We start from the raw sequence: 17,406 nt of genomic DNA on the forward strand, positions 1-17,406 counted from the left end.
TAATAAATAGAAAGTATCAAAAATGGATTATTGAAATTAATAAGTTATTAATAAAGTAATAGGGGATTCAGTAGCGAGAAAAAAATTATTTGAAAATGTGCTCTTAGAGACTAAAAAATATTAAAAATGTACTATCATTTTATGATAGTTAAATAATAAGATGATAGAATAGATTAATCCGTGAATACTCTTAAAAAGAGTTATTTTGTAACAGTTTGTTACCCACTGTTGGCAATTTAGTTATTCGTCTCTAAACTAGGATGATTATTGAATAATGTCGATTGATACTGTGTATTCTAAGATCCTGTTAACTAATCTTGGGTTACTGGCATTGGATTAAAGAAGGAAACCTATTTGTGGATACATGGATACTCCTCGGGCTCATTTTAATTGCGTTTGTGATAATTGCCCCTGTACTGGCTATCATTGCGATTAATCGTACTGGTCGAATGCAATATCAAATTAGCCAGTTAAACCAAAAGGTTGCCTCGCTAGAAGCAGAAATGACTCGTGATAATGGTCATCAGTCTACACATGCTATTAATGAAGATAATCCAGTATCCCATCAAGTTGATACCCAACATAATGAGAATCAAGTGGATGCACTCAAAATTGCAGCCCAAGATCCTCTACCCCAAGCACCTCAAATTATGCCTCAACCGATGGCAGTTTCCAGCGATAAACAAGCTAATGCAGTTAACCCGATAGCAATTAATCTAAATCGTTTTGATAAACCAAAGCCAAGTCAGCCTGCATCATCTCAGAATAAAGCAGAAGATAAATCCATTTTTGCACATTTCTTCACGTGGTTAGTGACAGGTAATCCGCTAGCGAAGATAGGAATTTTATTATTATTTTTAGGTGTTGCTTACTTACTGAATTACAGCGTACAAAATGAGATTATTTCACCTGAACTAAGGCTCGTCTTCAGTGCAGCAGGTTGTTTAGTTTTATTGGGTATAGGTTGGTGGTTACGCACGAAAAAAGCATTATTTGGCCTGATATTACAAGGTGGCGCTATCGGTTGCTTATACATTACCGTTTTTGCCGCTTTCAAGTTATACACCATGATCCCTTATGGGTTCGCATTTGTGGCGATGCTAATCATCTGTTGTGCAAGTATCGGGTTGGCATTATTACAGCGTACGATTAGCTTAGCAATTTTAGCGTCTTTAGGTGGTTATTTAGCGCCAATATTACTGTCCACTGGGGGCGGTAGCCATATCGTTTTATTCTCCTATTACTTAATGTTGTCGATAGGTATTTTAGTTATCAGCTTCTGGCAAGCATGGCGTCCGTTAAATTTAGTCGGCATGTTTATGACCTATGGCGTGGCAATATTATGGGGAATGGACAATTATCATTATGATTATTATCTATCATGCCAGCTATTTATTATTGCTAATTTGATTGTATTCAACGCATTAACTCAGTTATTCGCCTTACGTTTCGAACATAATAAACAGCTCGTTGTCGATAATACGCTATTATTCTTCCCACCATTAATGAGTATTACCTTGCAATTTGCTATTTCGGATGGCATCGGATTATTGCCAGCATTTATTTCTCTACTTATTGGCTTACTGTATCTCATTGCCAGCTTACAGCTTCATAAACGCTTTAATGCCGCAGGCAAGAATATGGCTCTAGGCAATATCATTATTGGGGCTAGCTTCGTCACATTGTCGGTACCACTCGCCTTGTCATTTGAATGGACGACGATTGTTTGGTCATTGCAAGGCTTTGCTATGTTGTGGTTTGCCCTCAATCAAGGGCATAAAAAATTAGCATTGACCTCGTCATTGCTGATTGCTGTTAGTGCTTTAATAATATTAAGCGAGTATCCATATTATTATTGGAGCGATAATGTTATTTACATGCTACCAAGCCTGATAGCCGCCTGCTTCTTTGCAGGTGGGTTATTTCATGTGCGCCAGAAAGAGGCGAGTTATTTTACTGCGCTTAGTTATGCTTTTTTGATCCTCGGGTTATTAGTCTGGTTAGCCTGGGTGCCTGAATTTACTGGTATGCTGTCATGGAACAGCGAAACGGAAAGCTTAATTATTTTGGCGGTAGTGCTGATCTCCGCGTGGTGCTGGCGTCTTGGCGGTCAGAAAATCAATTGGATACCATTAGTTTTATGCCAGTTCTCATTATGGGCAGTGGCTTATTACTATTTAACATTAGATTTTATTTATGCAGAAAATCCGATGGGGCGTGGTGAGGGTTCGCTGATTTGGCCTGTGATCTTGGGCAGTTCAGTTCTGTATGTGATGCACGCTTATCGTACCCAAAACCTGTATATTCGACGTGGAATGCACGTTGCCAATCTATGGTTAATTATTGGGTTTGGTGCGACGCAAGTTAACTGGTTTGTGGCCAACCTTCCATGGGGAATGCACGAACTGGGTTACTTCATTTACATTATGTCGATAACCTTAGTGGTATTAATCCTTTACTGGTTACAACATAACAAATTTGTACCAATGCGCCGTAAAGGCTTGCTGTATTGGTATAGTTTATTACCACTTATGGCTGTATTGGCGGTGCTTTCATGTTGGTCAAACTTTGAAGATGGCAAACTCACGTTTTGGAGTTACGTCCCATTAGTTAACCCGTTAGATGAAGCGGGGCTGTTTAGCATTGCAGCACTGTTATTGATGCGCAAAGGTTTTATAACGAAGTTAAGAAAAATAACGCCTATTGAAATTGGGGTAGTGAAAGGTCTGATGGTGGTGATCATTGGATTAGCTATCTTCTGGTATAACGGCATCATTCTTCGTGCGACGGCAGATTTTGCACATATTCCTTGGAATAGGAATATCTTATTTGATTCGCGTCTTGTTCAAACGGTTCTTTCCATTAGCTGGGCAATAGCCGCGCTATTTTGCATGGTGATTGCAGCTGTGAAGAAAAGTCGAACATGGTGGTTTGGTGGTGCAGCGATTTTCGCTTGTGTGATTGCAAAACTATTTCTTATTGATGTGTATGGGCAGGATGGCATTTCCCGTGCGGTCTCCTTTATTGCCGTGGCGGTGTTGATCTTGGTTGTGGGGTATTTCTCCCCATTACCACCAAAGCATAAAACGGACATTGAGGTACAGGATAAATAGTGATGAACTGCATGAAAATAGCCGTGAAAAAGATAACAACATTATGTGCATGGGGCGCTCTCTTTTCCTCAATATGCTTAATATCATTTGGAAGCTATGCTAGCGATTCTAAAGCCAATGACTCTAAAGCTAATGATTCTAAGCAAGCAAGTCCTTACGATTTTTATCAAGGAAAAGAGCTGACCACACCGGATAGGAACAGTCCGTTCTATTGGTTAGAGTTGCCCGCAGCTGCTTATATGGGATCTGCGTATCCAGATACTCTGCAAGATATTCGTGTTTTTAATGGTACAGGAAATGAAATTCCAACAGCGTTATTTTTTGATACCAATAAATCTATTGCGACGACCAATGTTAAATTTAATTTTCAACGTTTAGTCACTCGTGCAGATAATGTGAATCCTAACGACGATGATCAATTTGATAGCCAATATATACTGGTGGAAGCTGAGCCAGGAAAAACAACCCGTATTGAATTGCCGAATTTACAACGAAAAGATAAAACCAACTATCAAGCCTATTTACTGACGCGTGATCAATTCAAAGACAACGGTGTTTTATCGACTTTAAATTTAGGTTGGGATCAAAATAATCAGGACTGGCAAGCCAAAGTTTTTGTTTATTACAGTACCGATAAGAAAAATTGGGTAAATATTGCATCGAATCAGCCTGTCATGAGCCTGAGATTAGACTCAGGCGTTGTGGCAAGTAATACGATTGAATTATTAAAAGGGGAAAGTACTGGGCCTATTGCACCATACCTAATGTTAGTGACGGTCAGCGCTCAAGAACATGAAATTCCACTTCTTCAATCTGTGACGGGATTGCAGTATGTGATGAACTCTTTCCATCGTCAGGAATCTTTTCTCTTTGAAGTGACAAACGATGGAATTACTCGAGAACAGGTGATTTATCGCTTGCCAACGCCGCAGCCATTGAATGAAATCAGCATTAAACTACAACAATCAAATCGCGTGGTACCGCTGAAAGTAGAATATATTGCTAATAGTGATGAGGAATGGAAATTGTTGGCGAATGTGATGGTTTTCAACCAAATCAATGATGGTGATAAAGCGAGCAATCCGAATTTAATGATCCACGATAAGCAAATTAAGGGACTCAGAATAACTGCATTAAAAGGTAGCTGGGATGAGCTGCCACCTACGATTTATGGGTTGCGTGATGCGGTAAATCTAATTGTGAATATACAAGGTGCTTCGCCTTATTTGCTTGTGTGGGGAAATAAACAAGCCACCTTAGATAATGTTAACTACACTCAACTTATTGGTAAAAATGAAAGCGTTGAAAGCGTGATGGATGATTTCCCTGAAATCACAACGACAGGTAAAATATTGGAATTAGGTGGTTTGGAGAAAAGAACCCAAGATAAGCCAGTGGAAGAAGGTTTACATTGGATGACTATCGCACTATGGATGTTACTTGTTGTCGGTATTTTCGCGCTACTTTATTTCTGTTGGTATCTTTTCAAAGAGGTTGGGTCATCAAATAAATCCAATCCAGACGATCTTTAATTAAAAAGGGAACCTAAGGTTCCCTTTTTTGAATCTAACTGCATCAATAGAGGACAGGATCATGCCTAAAGGACAGTGTTTATGTGGGTCAGTCAAACTGACTATCAATCAGCCTATCGATACCGTTCATGTTTGCCATTGTGGCATGTGTCTAAAATGGAATGGCGGTCCCGGAATGACCATTGGCTATGAAGGTGAACCTGAAATTGAAGGCAGCGAGTTCATTACCCGTTTTGCTTCATCGGAATGGGCTGAAAGGGCTTTCTGTAAGCAGTGTGGTACGCATCTATTTTATCATTTGCATTCACCGTCAACGTATTACCTCTCAGCTCCGCTATTTGATGAAAGCAAAAATGCTAAAATGGGAACACAGATTTATATTGACTGTAAGCCGAATTATTATAATTTTGTTGAAAAGACGCCAATGCTAACTGAGCAAGATATATTAAACCTGTTTACCAACAAATCCTAAACTCCAATCTTATAGCAGGTATTATTGCCTGCTATTTATCTTAAGGTAATCTAAACATTCATTTGTAATGTCAGCGTCAGAAATTTCAATTATAATTAAGCCATTCTATTTTGTTTTTTTACATAATGTTGAAAGGTTATGCTTAATCTAAGGTAAATAGAAAAGGATAAATCATCTATTTTAAACGTAGAGAGAGTAACTTGAGGGATGATTAATGAATAATATGAAAGGAATGCGCCATGCTAGTAATATCGCTTGGGTATTACAATGGGTTCTTAACGCAGGTTTAATTGTGCTTGCTGCGGTGTTAGTTTTCTTTTTAGCAAAAGAAACATTTACGATGGCATCATTAATGTTTGGAGGTAACCAAGAGGCTAAAGCGTATGAACTTTTAGAAGGAATTGTCATTTACTTTCTATATTTTGAGTTTATTGCTTTGATTATAAAGTATTTTATGTCAGGTTATCATTTTCCATTACGCTATTTTATCTATATTGGTATCACGGCAATTATCCGCCTAATTATCGTCGACCATAGTGATCCGATGACTACGTTGCTGCATGCTGGCGCTATCTTAGTTTTAGTTGTTGCACTTTATATTGCTAATACAGAAAAACTTAAACGAGAATAATCTTTAGATTAATTTATCAATCACGCTAAAGGGAATAATAATCATTTCTTTTAGCGTGAGCTTAAATAAATAAAAAAATGACTTAAACAATATAAAACGAGATTAAACATAAGATAAAATAAAATTTCAGGCAATTGGATTTGGAATAAAACTAATAATATAAGCATTATTAACTAGAAGGATTACTTGATTTTTATTCTGTTAAAATAAAGTAAGAAAGTGTTTTACTTTTCTAAATGGGTTATTTACTGTGATAAAGTTTCTATTCTAATAACATAAGTAACTTGCAACTATGACAACTAAAACACTACCTCAGAAAAAGGGTTTTTTAAATCGTGTTGAGCGCATCGGTAACGTTATGCCAGATGTGACAATGCTATTTGTTTACGCCCTAGTAATATGTTGGTTTTTATCCTATCTACTCTCATTTGTAGATTTCAGTTATCACCATCCTATTTCTAAAGAAAAAATTTCCGTTATTAATATGTTTCAGTATGAAGAAATCATATTATTTGTGACATCAGCGGTTAAAAATTTTATTAATTTCCCTCCTCTCGGAATAACAATTGTTGCCACCTTAGGTATTGGGATTGCAGAAAGCAGCGGCTTTATTAATACCGCGCTGAAAAAAATGCTTTCTTTTATTTCACCTAAAATGTTGACTCCAACAGTTGTTTTCGTCGGGATTGTCTCTCACGTTGCTTCTGATTCAGCCTACGTTATTTTGATGCCAGTCGCAGCAATGATGTTCTATGCCAGTGGTCGCCATCCTTTAGCGGGAATTGCAGCGGCATTCGCTGGTTTAGCAGGGGGATTCACGGCAAGTTATACGCCATCGATTATTGACCCGATTATGCAGAGCTTTACGCAAGATGCCGCGCAAATGTTAGCGCCAGGCTACAGTGTAAATGTGTTGTGTAACTACTTCTTTAGCTTGGGTGGAACTTTCGGCGTTATTTTTACTTGCTGGTTTATCACCGAAAAGATCGTAGAGCCGTGGTTAAATAAAAATGCACCAATCACCAAATCTGACGTTGATACTGATGCTGAGCAAGATTTAGGTAAAATCACACCGCAAGAGCACCGCGCATTCCGTGTTGCGGGATTAATGGTGATTGCATTAGGCGTGGGGTTATTTGCGCTGTTATGGCCTGAAAATTCACCACTAAGAGGCCCAGATGGCAGCTTAACCAGCCCGAAAGCACCAATTATGCAAATTGTTGTACCATTATTGTTCATCTTCTTTGCATTGCCAGGCATAGTGTATGGCTATATGACTAAATCTTTCACCTCGACCAAAGATGTGGTTAAGGCGATGGAAAATATTACCAAGTCACTGATCCCATTTATTGTGTTTGCTTTCTTTGCAGCGCAATTTCTGTATTCGTTCCAACACTCTAATTTAGGTACATTATTAGCCTTATCGGGGGCGGAATTACTGCGAACTTTAGATATGCCATCTGGAATGACGGTATTTGGGGTGATTTTATTAACTGCCGTGTTAAATATCATGATCACGTCAGCGACCTCAAAATGGGCGATTATGGCACCAGTTTTAGTACCAATGTTAATGGCAGTCGGAATTTCGCCAGAATTAACCCAAGCCGCCTTCCGTGTGAGTGATTCTGCGATGAACGTGAGTACGCCAATGTTCCCGTTCTATCCGCTGATTTTAATGTATTGCCAGAAATATTATAAAAATGCAGGTATCGGAACTTTATGTTCCATGATGATCCCATTCACTATCGGTTTATTAATTACCTTAACAGCGACACTGTATCTGTTCTGGGCATTTGATATTCCAATTGGTTTTGACAGTGGCTATACATGGCAGCCTGCGCAATAAGTAAAAGGTATGTGAAATGAAAGAATTAGGTAAGAAATTAGAAGAACGTTTTTATCGCTATGTGGCTATTGAAAGTCAAAGTGATGCGGCAAGCTCTGTTGTACCAAGCACAGAAGGCCAGCGTGAACTGGCAAATCTTCTGGCGAAAGAATTAGAGAGCTACGGCTTGAAAGATGTGTATGTTGATGAACATGCCATTTTATATGGAATGCGCCCAGGTAATAAACCCAATGCCCCTAAAATTGGTTTTGTGGCTCACTTAGATACTGTTGATGTCGGTTTATCTCCGGTGATCAAGCCGCAAACCTTGAAGTATGAAGGTGCGGATTTATGCCTGAATGTGCAGGAAGATGTGTGGTTTAAAACCGCGGAACACCCGGAAGCCGCCGCTTATGTGGGCGATGAAATTATTTTCAGTGACGGCACCAGTGTTCTGGGCGCGGATGATAAAGCGGCCATTACCGTTGTCATGGAGCTGATGGATAAACTGCAAAACGCAGATTTTGATTGCGGCGATATCTATGTGGCGTTTGTGCCAGATGAAGAAATTGGTCTTCGTGGCTCCAAAATCATGGATCTTTCTCGCTTCAAAGTGGATTTTGCTTACACCATCGATTGCTGTGCGCTCGGAGAGGTGGTTTTTGAAACCTTTAATGCGGCTTCTATTGAAGTGGAAATTAAAGGGATCACCGCTCATCCAATGTCAGCGAAAAACGTATTGTTAAACCCAATTCGTGTGGCGCATGATTTTATTGGTTGTTTCGATCGTTTCGATACGCCGGAACACACTGAGCACCGTGAAGGTTACTTCTATATCACAGATTTAGCAGCAAACCCGAATGAAGCAAAAATCAAGATGGCGATCCGTGATTTTGATCGCCCAAGTTTTGAAGCCCGTAAGCGTTTCATTGCTGAAAGTATTGAACTGATTCGCGCTCGTCATCCACGCGCGAAAGTGGAATTCAAAATTGATGATGTGTATAGCAATATCAGTGACTCAATCGGTGAAGACCGTACAGCGGTAGATATTATTCTCGAAGCGTTAAAAATTCATAATATCGAGCCAAATATCATTCCAATGCGTGGAGGCACTGACGGTTCAGCGCTGTCTGCTCGCGGAATTGTGACCCCAAACTATTTTACGGGTGCGCATAACTTCCATTCTCGCTTTGAGTTTTTACCAATAACTTCATTCGAGAAGAGCTATTTAGTATCTGAAACTATTTGCCGCCTTGTTGGGCAAAAGTAATTCATACTGGATTTAGCTTTAGCTCGTTAAAAGTCAGAGTATTAAGACCGATAGCTGCTAATTATTTAGCGGCTATTTTTTTGAAAGAAACTCATTCAAGTTTTAAATGTTAATTAATGAATTATAACTAGAATAATAGTTTTAAATATTGATTTAAAAAGAAGATATGACTTATTAATTTTTTCATTTATTATCCTCCCATTATGGCTGCAAGTAATAGGAGAGGTATTTGATTAATATAATAATTATTGATGATAGTAATATTTCGATTCGAGGTATTGAAGCGATACTCACTCGAAATACTCGCTATAAAGTTGTCGCAACGTTCCCTTCTTTAGATCCGGTGATCACGTGGAACCGGCAAAATAAAGCAAATATTATTTTGATTAATCGGGAACATTGCCATTTCGATTCATTGAAAACCTTCACGACAATCCGTCGTACTCAACCTGATGTAGGGCTCATTATCTTCAATGTGCGTCATAATGATATGTTTGTTGTGAAAGCGTTGGATATTGGCATTTTTGGCATACTGAGCGCTAGTATTGCAGAAGAAGAGCTAATTGAAGCCTTGCAAATCGTGAATGCGCGTCAACGAATTATCTCTCCTGATATTGCTCAACAGCTGGCTTTACAAAGATTAAATCAACGTGAACAGCTAGATATATATGAATTGCTTTCTGCAAGAGAGCTGGAAATTATGCTCATGATCACAAGAGGGCTTCCGGTTAAGCATATTGCGGAGTCATTATCTTTAAGCCCTAAAACGGTAAATACCTATCGATATCGAATGTTTGGTAAACTTAATATCAGTAGTGATGTAGAATTAACACATATAGCAATCGGTTATGGTTTAATTACCGCAAAACAGGGTTCATCAGGGTGGAACAACAGTTTGATCCAAAAGTTTTCTTAAAAACAGTCACAAACCAACCCGGCGTTTATCGTATGTACGACGCTGGGGGAACCGTGATTTATGTTGGGAAAGCGAAAGATCTGAAAAAAAGGTTATCGAGCTATTTCCGTGAGAATGTCGGTAGCCGCAAAACAGAGCAACTCGTCAAGCATATCGCTTCTATTGATGTGACGGTAACCCATACCGAAACTGAGGCGCTACTGCTGGAACATAACTATATAAAGCTGTATCAGCCTCGTTATAACGTCTTGCTACGAGATGATAAATCTTATCCTTATATTTTTCTAAGTAGCGAAACACACCCTAGAATTTCAAGCCACCGAGGTGCGAAACATGGGAAAGGTGAATATTTCGGCCCATTCCCAAGTTCTTATGCGGTACGTGAAACCTTAGCCGTGATGCAAAAACTATTTCCCATTCGTCAGTGTGAAGATAGCGTTTATAGAAACCGTTCAAGGCCTTGTTTGCAGTATCAAATTGGTCGTTGTTTAGGACCTTGCGTGAAAGGTTTAGTGACGGATGAAGAGTATGACCAGCAAGTCAACTATGTCCGTCTGTTCTTAACGGGGAAGGACAAGCAAGTCTTAACTGGGTTAGTCGAGCGCATGGAAAAAGCTAGCCAAGAGCTACGTTTTGAGGATGCTGCGCGTTTTCGTGACCAAATTCAAGCCGTGCGCGCGGTAACAGAAGAGCAATATGTGTCAGGCGGTGATGATGACCTCGACGTTATCGGAGTCGCATTCGATTCTGGATTAGCTTGTGTTCATGTTCTATTTATTCGCCAAGGAAAGGTTTTGGGGAGTCGCAGCTACTATCCAAAAATTCCGGCGGGGACTTTATTAGAAGAAGTAGTGCAAACCTTCTTAGGGCAGTTCTATTTACAAGGCAGTGAAAATCGCACATTGCCAGGGGAAATATTAATTGATTTCCCATTGACGGAAAAAGAGTTACTGGCGGAATCGTTGTCCGGCATTGCTGGTCGTAAAATTAATATTCAAAGCCAGCCACGAGGCACCCGTGCTCGTTATTTAAAACTGGCTCGAACCAATGCATCCATCGCATTATCTACCAAGTTAGCGCAGCAATCGACGATCCAACAACGCATGGCTGCGCTGTCAAAAGTCGTGAATATAGAAAATATTTCGCGTATGGAGTGTTTCGATATTTCCCATACGATGGGGGAGCAAACGGTGGCTTCCTGCGTGGTGTTTGATAAAACGGGTCCTGTGAAATCAGAGTATCGTCGATACAATATTACGGGGATCACGCCTGGGGATGATTATGCGGCGATGCACCAAGTGCTGACTCGCCGTTATGGTAAACATCTGGATGAGAGCAAAGTTCCCGATATTATCTTTATTGATGGTGGTAAAGGGCAGCTGAGTCAAGCGCGGGATGTATTTGATTCCCTTGAGGTGGATTGGGATAAAAACCATCCTTTATTAATTGGGGTTGCTAAAGGTAGCGACCGTAAAGCAGGGTTGGAAACGCTGTTTTTAAAACCCGAAGGTGAAGGTTTTGCGCTTCCGCCTGATTCGCCAGCATTACATGTGATCCAGCATATTCGTGATGAGTCGCATAACCATGCGATTACGGGGCATCGTCAGCGTCGCGCGAAAGTGAAAAATACCAGTGCGCTTGAATCTATCGAAGGCGTAGGGCCAAAACGTCGCCAAATGTTATTGAAGTACATGGGAGGATTACAACCTTTGCGTAATGCGAGCATAGAAGAGATCGCAAAAGTGCCCTCGATCTCATACGCGCTGGCAGAAAAGATTTATAATGCATTGAAACAGTAGATATCTTAGGGCAACATACTAAGGTATCCGTCTTGGACAAAGAGTTAGTGAGCGCGATGAAATTAAATATACCAACGTGGTTGACCTTATTCCGTGTCATCCTGATACCGTTTTTTGTATTAGCATTTTATCTTCCTGTTAGTTGGGGACCTTTTGCTTGTGCGCTGATTTTTGTGATCGCCGCTGTGACGGATTGGTTCGACGGATTTTTAGCGCGTCTATGGAAGCAAACGACCAAGTTTGGTGCTTTCCTCGATCCTGTTGCAGACAAAGTTATGGTTGCGACAGCATTAGTCTTAGTGACTGAAAGTTACGATGTTTGGTATGTAACGTTACCCGCAGCAACCATGATTGCCCGTGAAATCATTATCTCTTCACTCAGAGAGTGGATGGCAGAAATTGGTAAGCGCAGCAGTGTGGCTGTTTCTTGGATTGGTAAGTTCAAAACTACCGCGCAAATGATGTCGCTGGTGGGCTTATTATGGCGTCCAAATCCGCTGATCGAACATCTGTCTATTGCGCTTTTATATGTGGCTGCAATTCTGACTTTCTGGTCAATGTTCCAATATTTAAAGGCTGCGTGGGGCGATTTGAGCGAAGCGTGATCGAAATGATTGAAAAAACAGCGAACGATCCAATTATTTCAATAATTGTATTGACTCGATAGGTGAAATCAGTAGAATGCAACGCATCGAACGGCAACGTGGTTTACGAAAATAAATAAGTAAATCAGCCAGTTTGAGAGCAGAAACTGAAAAGTGAAGCTTAAGCGGGAATAGCTCAGTTGGTAGAGCACGACCTTGCCAAGGTCGGGGTCGCGAGTTCGAGTCTCGTTTCCCGCTCCAAATCTTGAAAAAGACTAGGGTGTAAGGCGCGTTAGCAAAGCGGTTATGCACCGGATTGCAAATCCGTGTAGCTCGGTTCGACTCCGGGACGCGCCTCCAAATTCTAGCCCAGGTGGTGAAATCGGTAGACACAAGGGATTTAAAATCCCTCGGCTGTAAGGCTGTGCGGGTTCAAGTCCCGCCCTGGGCACCATATTTAGTGAATGGACCAATAGGTCCATTTTACTTTAAAGATTTAAACTAGTTAGTTAATAAAACTTAGCTACTAGATAAGCAGTAAAGCAGTATTAAAAATTTGGCCCAGGTGGTGAAATCGGTAGACACAAGGGATTTAAAATCCCTCGGCTGTAAGGCTGTGCGGGTTCAAGTCCCGCCCTGGGCACCATACAAAACTTAACTGAATTTAATCAGTAAGTTAGAAAAAGCCACCCAATGGGTGGCTTTTTTGCGTTTGAATATAAAAATAATTATTGGCTCTTCAATGGATTTTACGAATCCAATTTTTTGTCATTTTTCTCCCATTTTTATCAAGATCCCGAAAGACTAAGTAAAAATAAGTAAGTCAGACCCATCCCACCTTGAACTGTGCCAATATCTGCGTTTTAGAAAAAGGAGAGGGTGATGTCTAATATGAAAACTGAAATTGTGGTTGTCCGCTTAACCAAGCATGAGCGCGCGATGTTAGATGCGATAAAAACCACGCCATTACTTGCTGATTGGTTGAAATCGCTCGCTTTTTCTCAAGTGGAACAGCACGAAAAGAGTCAAAATCCTAAATAAACTGGTCTGTTCACTATGTTTCTTGCCTATACATCTTAAGTATAAGATGAATATCAGGTATATTAGTGTTCGATTGTAAGCTACCAAGAAAAATTACTATGATTATCAAACCTAAAATTCGTGGTTTTATCTGCACTACAGCTCACCCAGCAGGCTGCGAAGCCCATGTTCGTGAGCAAATTGCCTATGTGAAATCTCGTGGTGAACTGAAAAATGGACCGAAAAAGGTTCTGGTAATTGGTGCATCCACTGGTTATGGTCTGGCTTCACGCATCAATGCGGCTTTTGGCAGCGGTGCAGCGACCATCGGTGTTTTCTTTGAAAAACCGGGCAGTGAGAGCAAAACAGGTTCCGCAGGCTGGTACAACGCCGCTGGTTTTGACAAGGCAGCGAAAGAAGCGGGTCTGTATGCGAAAAGCATCAACGGTGATGCATTCTCCAATGAGTGCCGTCAAACCGTAATCGACTTAATTAAACAAGATTTAGGTCAAATCGATTTAGTGGTTTATTCACTGGCTTCTCCAGTGCGTAAAATGCCTGAAACGGGTGAAGTTGTACGTTCAGCATTAAAACCAATTGGCGAACCGTACAAATCTGTTGCGCTGGATACCAACAAAGATGTGCTGATCGAAGCCGTTGTTGAACCTGCCAACGAGCAAGAAATCGAAGACACCGTAAAAGTGATGGGCGGTCAAGATTGGGAATTGTGGATGAACGCATTAGCGGATGCTGGTGTTCTGGCTGACAATGCACAATCCGTTGCTTACTCCTATATCGGTACTGATTTAACGTGGCCAATCTACTGGCACGGTACATTAGGTAAAGCGAAAGAAGATTTAGATCGCGCAGCCCATGCTATCAATGAAAAAATGGCGAAGAAAGGCGGTTCCGCACATGTTGCTGTACTGAAATCTGTGGTTACTCAAGCATCTTCAGCAATTCCTGTAATGCCTCTTTATATCTCAATCGTGTTCAAAATCATGAAAGAGCAGGGCATTCATGAAGGTTGTATCGAGCAAATTCAACGCCTGTTCGCAACTAAATTATTCAGCGGTGAAACACCAGAAACTGACGAGAAAAACCGTCTGCGTCTGGATGACTGGGAACTGCGTGATGATGTGCAAGAAACTTGTCGTCAAATCTGGAAACAGCTTAACGACGATAACATCAATGCGCTGACTGACTATCAAGGCTACAAAGCTGAATTCTTACGCTTATTTGGCTTTGGCTTAGATGGTGTTGATTACGAAGCAGACTTAAGCGGCGAAGCTAATTTTGAAGTGAAAGAATTAGTTTAATAGATAGCTATCTATTTCGCTGAAAACCCCGAGCGCTGGTAAACCAGTTCTCGGGGTTTTACTTTTTTCGCTCTAGGATAATAATGATCAAATTGGCTTTTCATGGTAAGCCTCAAAAAGGGAGCGCAGGGATGTTGATTGTAGAAATGTTAAGTACCGGTGATGAAGTGCTGCATGGCCAAATTATTGATACCAATGCGGCGTGGCTAGCGGATTGTTTGTTTCAGCAAGGATTACCGCTGCATAGCCGTACAACGGTCGGTGATTCTCTTGATAGCTTAGTGGAAACATTTATCGAGCGTAGCCATCATGCAAATGTGGTTATTGTTAATGGTGGGTTAGGTCCAACGAGTGATGATCTCAGTGCCTTAGCGGCTGCAACGGCTGCGGGTGTACCGCTTGTTGAACATCCAGAATGGATTGCGGTAATGGAGAGCTATTTCACTGCTCGAGGGCGTGAAATGCCAGCTACCAATCGTAAGCAGGCCCTGTTACCCGTCAATGCCGAACTTATTGATAATCCAGTGGGAACCGCTTGTGGTTTTGCAATGCATCTTAATGATTGTTGGTTCTTTTTTACACCAGGCGTCCCTTCTGAGTTTAAAGTCATGGTCAATGAACAGATCATTCCTCGTTTACGTCAAAAGCTTACGTTGCCAGAGCCACCAATTTGTTTGCGTCTAACCAGTTTTGGTCGCAGTGAAAGTAGTCTTGCAAGGCAGTTTGACCCACTTGAGTTACCAAAAGAGTGCGTATTGGGCTACCGTTCTTCAATGCCAATCATTGAATTAAAATTGACCGGACCTGCAAATCAACGTGATGCGATGGAGCAAGTTTGGCAAGTCGTGAAAGCGGGTGTCGGTGACAATAAAGTATTTGAAGGCACCGAAGGTATTGGCGCGTTAGTACGAGAATCACTTGAACAACAACAGCTTTCAGTTGTGACACACGAACAGTTCAGTGCCGGCTTACTCTATTGGACATTGAATGCAGCAAAAGCGCCTGTCACTCAAGGAAATATTGAAAAATCAGCAACGCATGCAGATTTGGCAGCCTTAGTCCAAACTGCAAAAAATAATCGGTCGCTAAATCAGCGTGAGATTGGTTTAGTCATTGGCGAATATTATGATGGAACTTTATCTTTAGCATTATCCACCCCAACAGGTAGTTATGCTCAGTGTGTAAATTATTTACCTCGCAATCACTCAGAACTGGAAAAACAGCAGGTTAGCGTGATGTTGATGTTGGATATGTTATCTCGTTGGCTAGATGGTCGCCCAATCATTGGGGATTATGAATGGCTAGAGCAAATTCAAGTGATGGAAGTTAACTAAAGTAATTAACGTGGCGCTAGGATTATTTGCAAAACCACCCTCAATGAAAATAGGGTGGTTCATATCTATTATTCAGTGGGCGAGATAGTTTCAATCATAAAATTAAGCCCAGAAATCCCTTTTTCACAGGCTTTATCTTGAAAAACAGAAGGGGCTTTTTCAATTTTACGTTTTAATGCGGCAATTTGATTGGCATAAATATCTGCGCCTGCAATGTCTGGGTTATCTTTCAAGTATTCGATAAACACATCCACATTCTGATAAAAATAGTCGCAAGGTTTATCTGTGACATCAATCTTAGACAAACTTTTTAAAGAGTCAGGTAAAATATTCTCTTTGGCCAACTCAATATATTCACCATCTTTTACTTGTTGAATTGCGTTATCCACCTTCGCTTTTAAATTAAATAGCATCACAGCGACAGCGATTAGCGCAACGAGTAAAACAGCATTGGCAGCTATACTAATACTCAGTAAATATTTTTTCATTTGCTCTCTCAAATTAGTCTCAATAACTGATTAATAATATAAGAAATTTAAATTTTCTACTTAACAATTTAGCAGCAATAATTCTAGCTGTAATTAAGACAATCCTTGAAGCTTAAGAAATCATCACGTATTTATTTTATGCCGTTTTGTGCCTTTCAATAGTGGAGTGCTTTAATGGGAGCAATTGATACGTTATGATCATACCAATTTATAGCCATAACCAAGTTATGTTAAGTCAGATTTTTAGCACGTTATTTAACGAAAAACTGAATACGTGAACGGCAGTTTAAAGGAAACTCAATGGACAATATCACGATTAAAAATGTTGAAGAGATAGAATTAATGCGAGAATCTGGTCGATTGCTTGCTAGCGTTTTTAAAATGTTGGATGAGTTTATCGTTCCCGGAATATCCACAATGGCAATTAACGACAAAGTCGAAAGCTATATTGTGAATGAACTTCAAGCGCGTCCTGCCAGTAAAGGCCAATACGGTTATCAATATGTTCTAAATACATCAATTAACGAAGTGGTGTGCCATGGTGTGCCAAAAGTCGATGAAATCTTAAAGCCAAAAGATATTATTAATGTGGATATAACCCTTGAGAAAAATGGTTTTATTGCTGATTCAAGTAAAATGTATGTGATGCCAGAAGCTTCCCCGCTTGCCCGAAAATTAGTGAAAGATACCTATAATGCAATGTGGGAAGGGATCAAGCAGGTAAAACCAGGTGCTACGTTAGGTGATATTGGATCAGCTATTCAACATCATGCGGAATCAAATGGCTATAGCGTCGTTCGTGAATATTGTGGGCATGGAATTGGTCGAAAAATGCATGAGGACCCGCAAGTATTACATTATGGAACCCGTGGGCGGGGTGTGGTTCTAAAAGAAGGAATGACATTCACCATAGAGCCAATGATCAACCAAGGCGGCATGAAAATAAAAACAAAAAAAGATGGTTGGACGGTCGTGACGCGAGATAAAAAGCTTTCTGCGCAGTCGGAACACACCATCTTGGTCACTAAAGATGGTTATGAAGTACTGACTTTGCGTGATGAAGAGCGCTAATTCGATTTAGTTCTAATACAGTTTTGCAAATC

14 protein-coding genes and 4 tRNA genes are annotated in these 17,406 nt (G+C 40.4%); 17 read left to right on the forward strand and 1 reads right to left on the reverse strand.

Features of this window, described 5'->3' with window-relative positions; all coding sequences use genetic code 11:
* The first annotated feature begins 356 nt into the window (after positions 1–356).
* The 16 genes from HFU86_RS07375 (at position 357) to HFU86_RS07450 (ending at position 15,815) form a co-directional block, all read left to right on the forward strand.
* On the forward strand, positions 357–3,113 hold the full coding sequence (locus HFU86_RS07375; RefSeq protein WP_187128996.1) for a DUF2339 domain-containing protein: 2,757 nt from the start codon (positions 357–359) through the stop codon (positions 3,111–3,113).
* A 2-nt stretch (positions 3,114–3,115) separates the two neighbouring features.
* Positions 3,116–4,645 (forward strand): DUF3999 family protein, encoded by a 1,530-nt coding sequence (locus tag HFU86_RS07380; protein ID WP_243698951.1) that lies wholly within the window; start codon positions 3,116–3,118, stop codon positions 4,643–4,645.
* A gap of 61 nt (positions 4,646–4,706) precedes the next feature.
* Complete coding sequence (locus HFU86_RS07385; protein WP_132494767.1) at positions 4,707–5,117, forward strand: GFA family protein; 411 nt, start codon at positions 4,707–4,709, stop codon at positions 5,115–5,117.
* A gap of 223 nt (positions 5,118–5,340) precedes the next feature.
* The gene (psiE, locus tag HFU86_RS07390; RefSeq protein ID WP_187129826.1) at positions 5,341–5,748 is read left to right on the forward strand and encodes a phosphate-starvation-inducible protein PsiE; all 408 of its coding nucleotides are present in this window, start codon (positions 5,341–5,343) and stop codon (positions 5,746–5,748) included.
* A gap of 292 nt (positions 5,749–6,040) precedes the next feature.
* Positions 6,041–7,594 (forward strand): AbgT family transporter, encoded by a 1,554-nt coding sequence (locus tag HFU86_RS07395; RefSeq protein ID WP_036951266.1) that lies wholly within the window; start codon positions 6,041–6,043, stop codon positions 7,592–7,594.
* 16 nt (positions 7,595–7,610) lie between these two features.
* Positions 7,611–8,843 carry a peptidase T gene (pepT, locus tag HFU86_RS07400; protein WP_187128997.1) on the forward strand — a complete coding sequence of 411 codons (1,233 nt, stop codon included), beginning with the start codon at positions 7,611–7,613 and terminating at the stop codon, positions 8,841–8,843.
* A gap of 229 nt (positions 8,844–9,072) precedes the next feature.
* Positions 9,073–9,759, forward strand: coding sequence for a LuxR C-terminal-related transcriptional regulator (locus HFU86_RS07405; protein WP_036951262.1), 687 nt, complete (start codon positions 9,073–9,075; stop codon positions 9,757–9,759).
* Positions 9,726–11,558 (forward strand): excinuclease ABC subunit UvrC, encoded by a 1,833-nt coding sequence (gene uvrC / locus HFU86_RS07410; protein ID WP_036951260.1) that lies wholly within the window; start codon positions 9,726–9,728, stop codon positions 11,556–11,558. Before HFU86_RS07405 ends, uvrC begins: the two co-directional genes overlap by 34 nt.
* 56 nt (positions 11,559–11,614) lie before the next feature.
* A complete protein-coding gene (gene pgsA, locus HFU86_RS07415; RefSeq protein WP_006657588.1) occupies positions 11,615–12,163 on the forward strand; it encodes a CDP-diacylglycerol--glycerol-3-phosphate 3-phosphatidyltransferase in 549 nt (182 codons plus the stop codon).
* Between the two features lie 164 nt (positions 12,164–12,327).
* Positions 12,328–12,403 (forward strand) — tRNA-Gly (locus HFU86_RS07420).
* A gap of 25 nt (positions 12,404–12,428) precedes the next feature.
* A tRNA-Cys gene (locus tag HFU86_RS07425) sits at positions 12,429–12,502 on the forward strand.
* Between the two features lie 7 nt (positions 12,503–12,509).
* Positions 12,510–12,596 (forward strand) — tRNA-Leu (locus HFU86_RS07430).
* A 105-nt stretch (positions 12,597–12,701) separates the two neighbouring features.
* Positions 12,702–12,788, forward strand: a tRNA-Leu gene (locus HFU86_RS07435).
* A 236-nt stretch (positions 12,789–13,024) separates the two neighbouring features.
* Positions 13,025–13,183 carry a hypothetical protein gene (locus HFU86_RS07440; RefSeq protein ID WP_036953708.1) on the forward strand — a complete coding sequence of 53 codons (159 nt, stop codon included), beginning with the start codon at positions 13,025–13,027 and terminating at the stop codon, positions 13,181–13,183.
* A gap of 98 nt (positions 13,184–13,281) precedes the next feature.
* Entirely contained in the window at positions 13,282–14,481 is a 1,200-nt protein-coding gene (fabV, locus tag HFU86_RS07445; protein WP_036953705.1) for an enoyl-ACP reductase FabV, read from the forward strand.
* 131 nt (positions 14,482–14,612) lie between these two features.
* Positions 14,613–15,815 carry a nicotinamide mononucleotide deamidase-related protein YfaY gene (locus HFU86_RS07450; RefSeq protein ID WP_132495140.1) on the forward strand — a complete coding sequence of 401 codons (1,203 nt, stop codon included), beginning with the start codon at positions 14,613–14,615 and terminating at the stop codon, positions 15,813–15,815.
* Between the two features lie 68 nt (positions 15,816–15,883).
* Here the strand turns inward: HFU86_RS07450 and HFU86_RS07455 are convergent, their stop codons facing one another.
* Positions 15,884–16,303 carry a hypothetical protein gene (locus HFU86_RS07455; protein WP_132494773.1) on the reverse strand — a complete coding sequence of 140 codons (420 nt, stop codon included), beginning with the start codon at positions 16,301–16,303 and terminating at the stop codon, positions 15,884–15,886.
* A gap of 300 nt (positions 16,304–16,603) precedes the next feature.
* Here HFU86_RS07455 and map point away from each other — a divergent pair, with 300 nt between their 5' ends.
* Positions 16,604–17,374, forward strand: coding sequence for a type I methionyl aminopeptidase (gene map, locus HFU86_RS07460; protein ID WP_187128998.1), 771 nt, complete (start codon positions 16,604–16,606; stop codon positions 17,372–17,374).
* Positions 17,375–17,406: the final 32 nt, after the last annotated feature.

Origin of the sequence: Providencia sp. JUb39 (genome assembly GCF_012272845.1) — a bacterium.
Lineage (GTDB): Bacteria > Pseudomonadota > Gammaproteobacteria > Enterobacterales > Enterobacteriaceae > Providencia > Providencia lanzhouensis.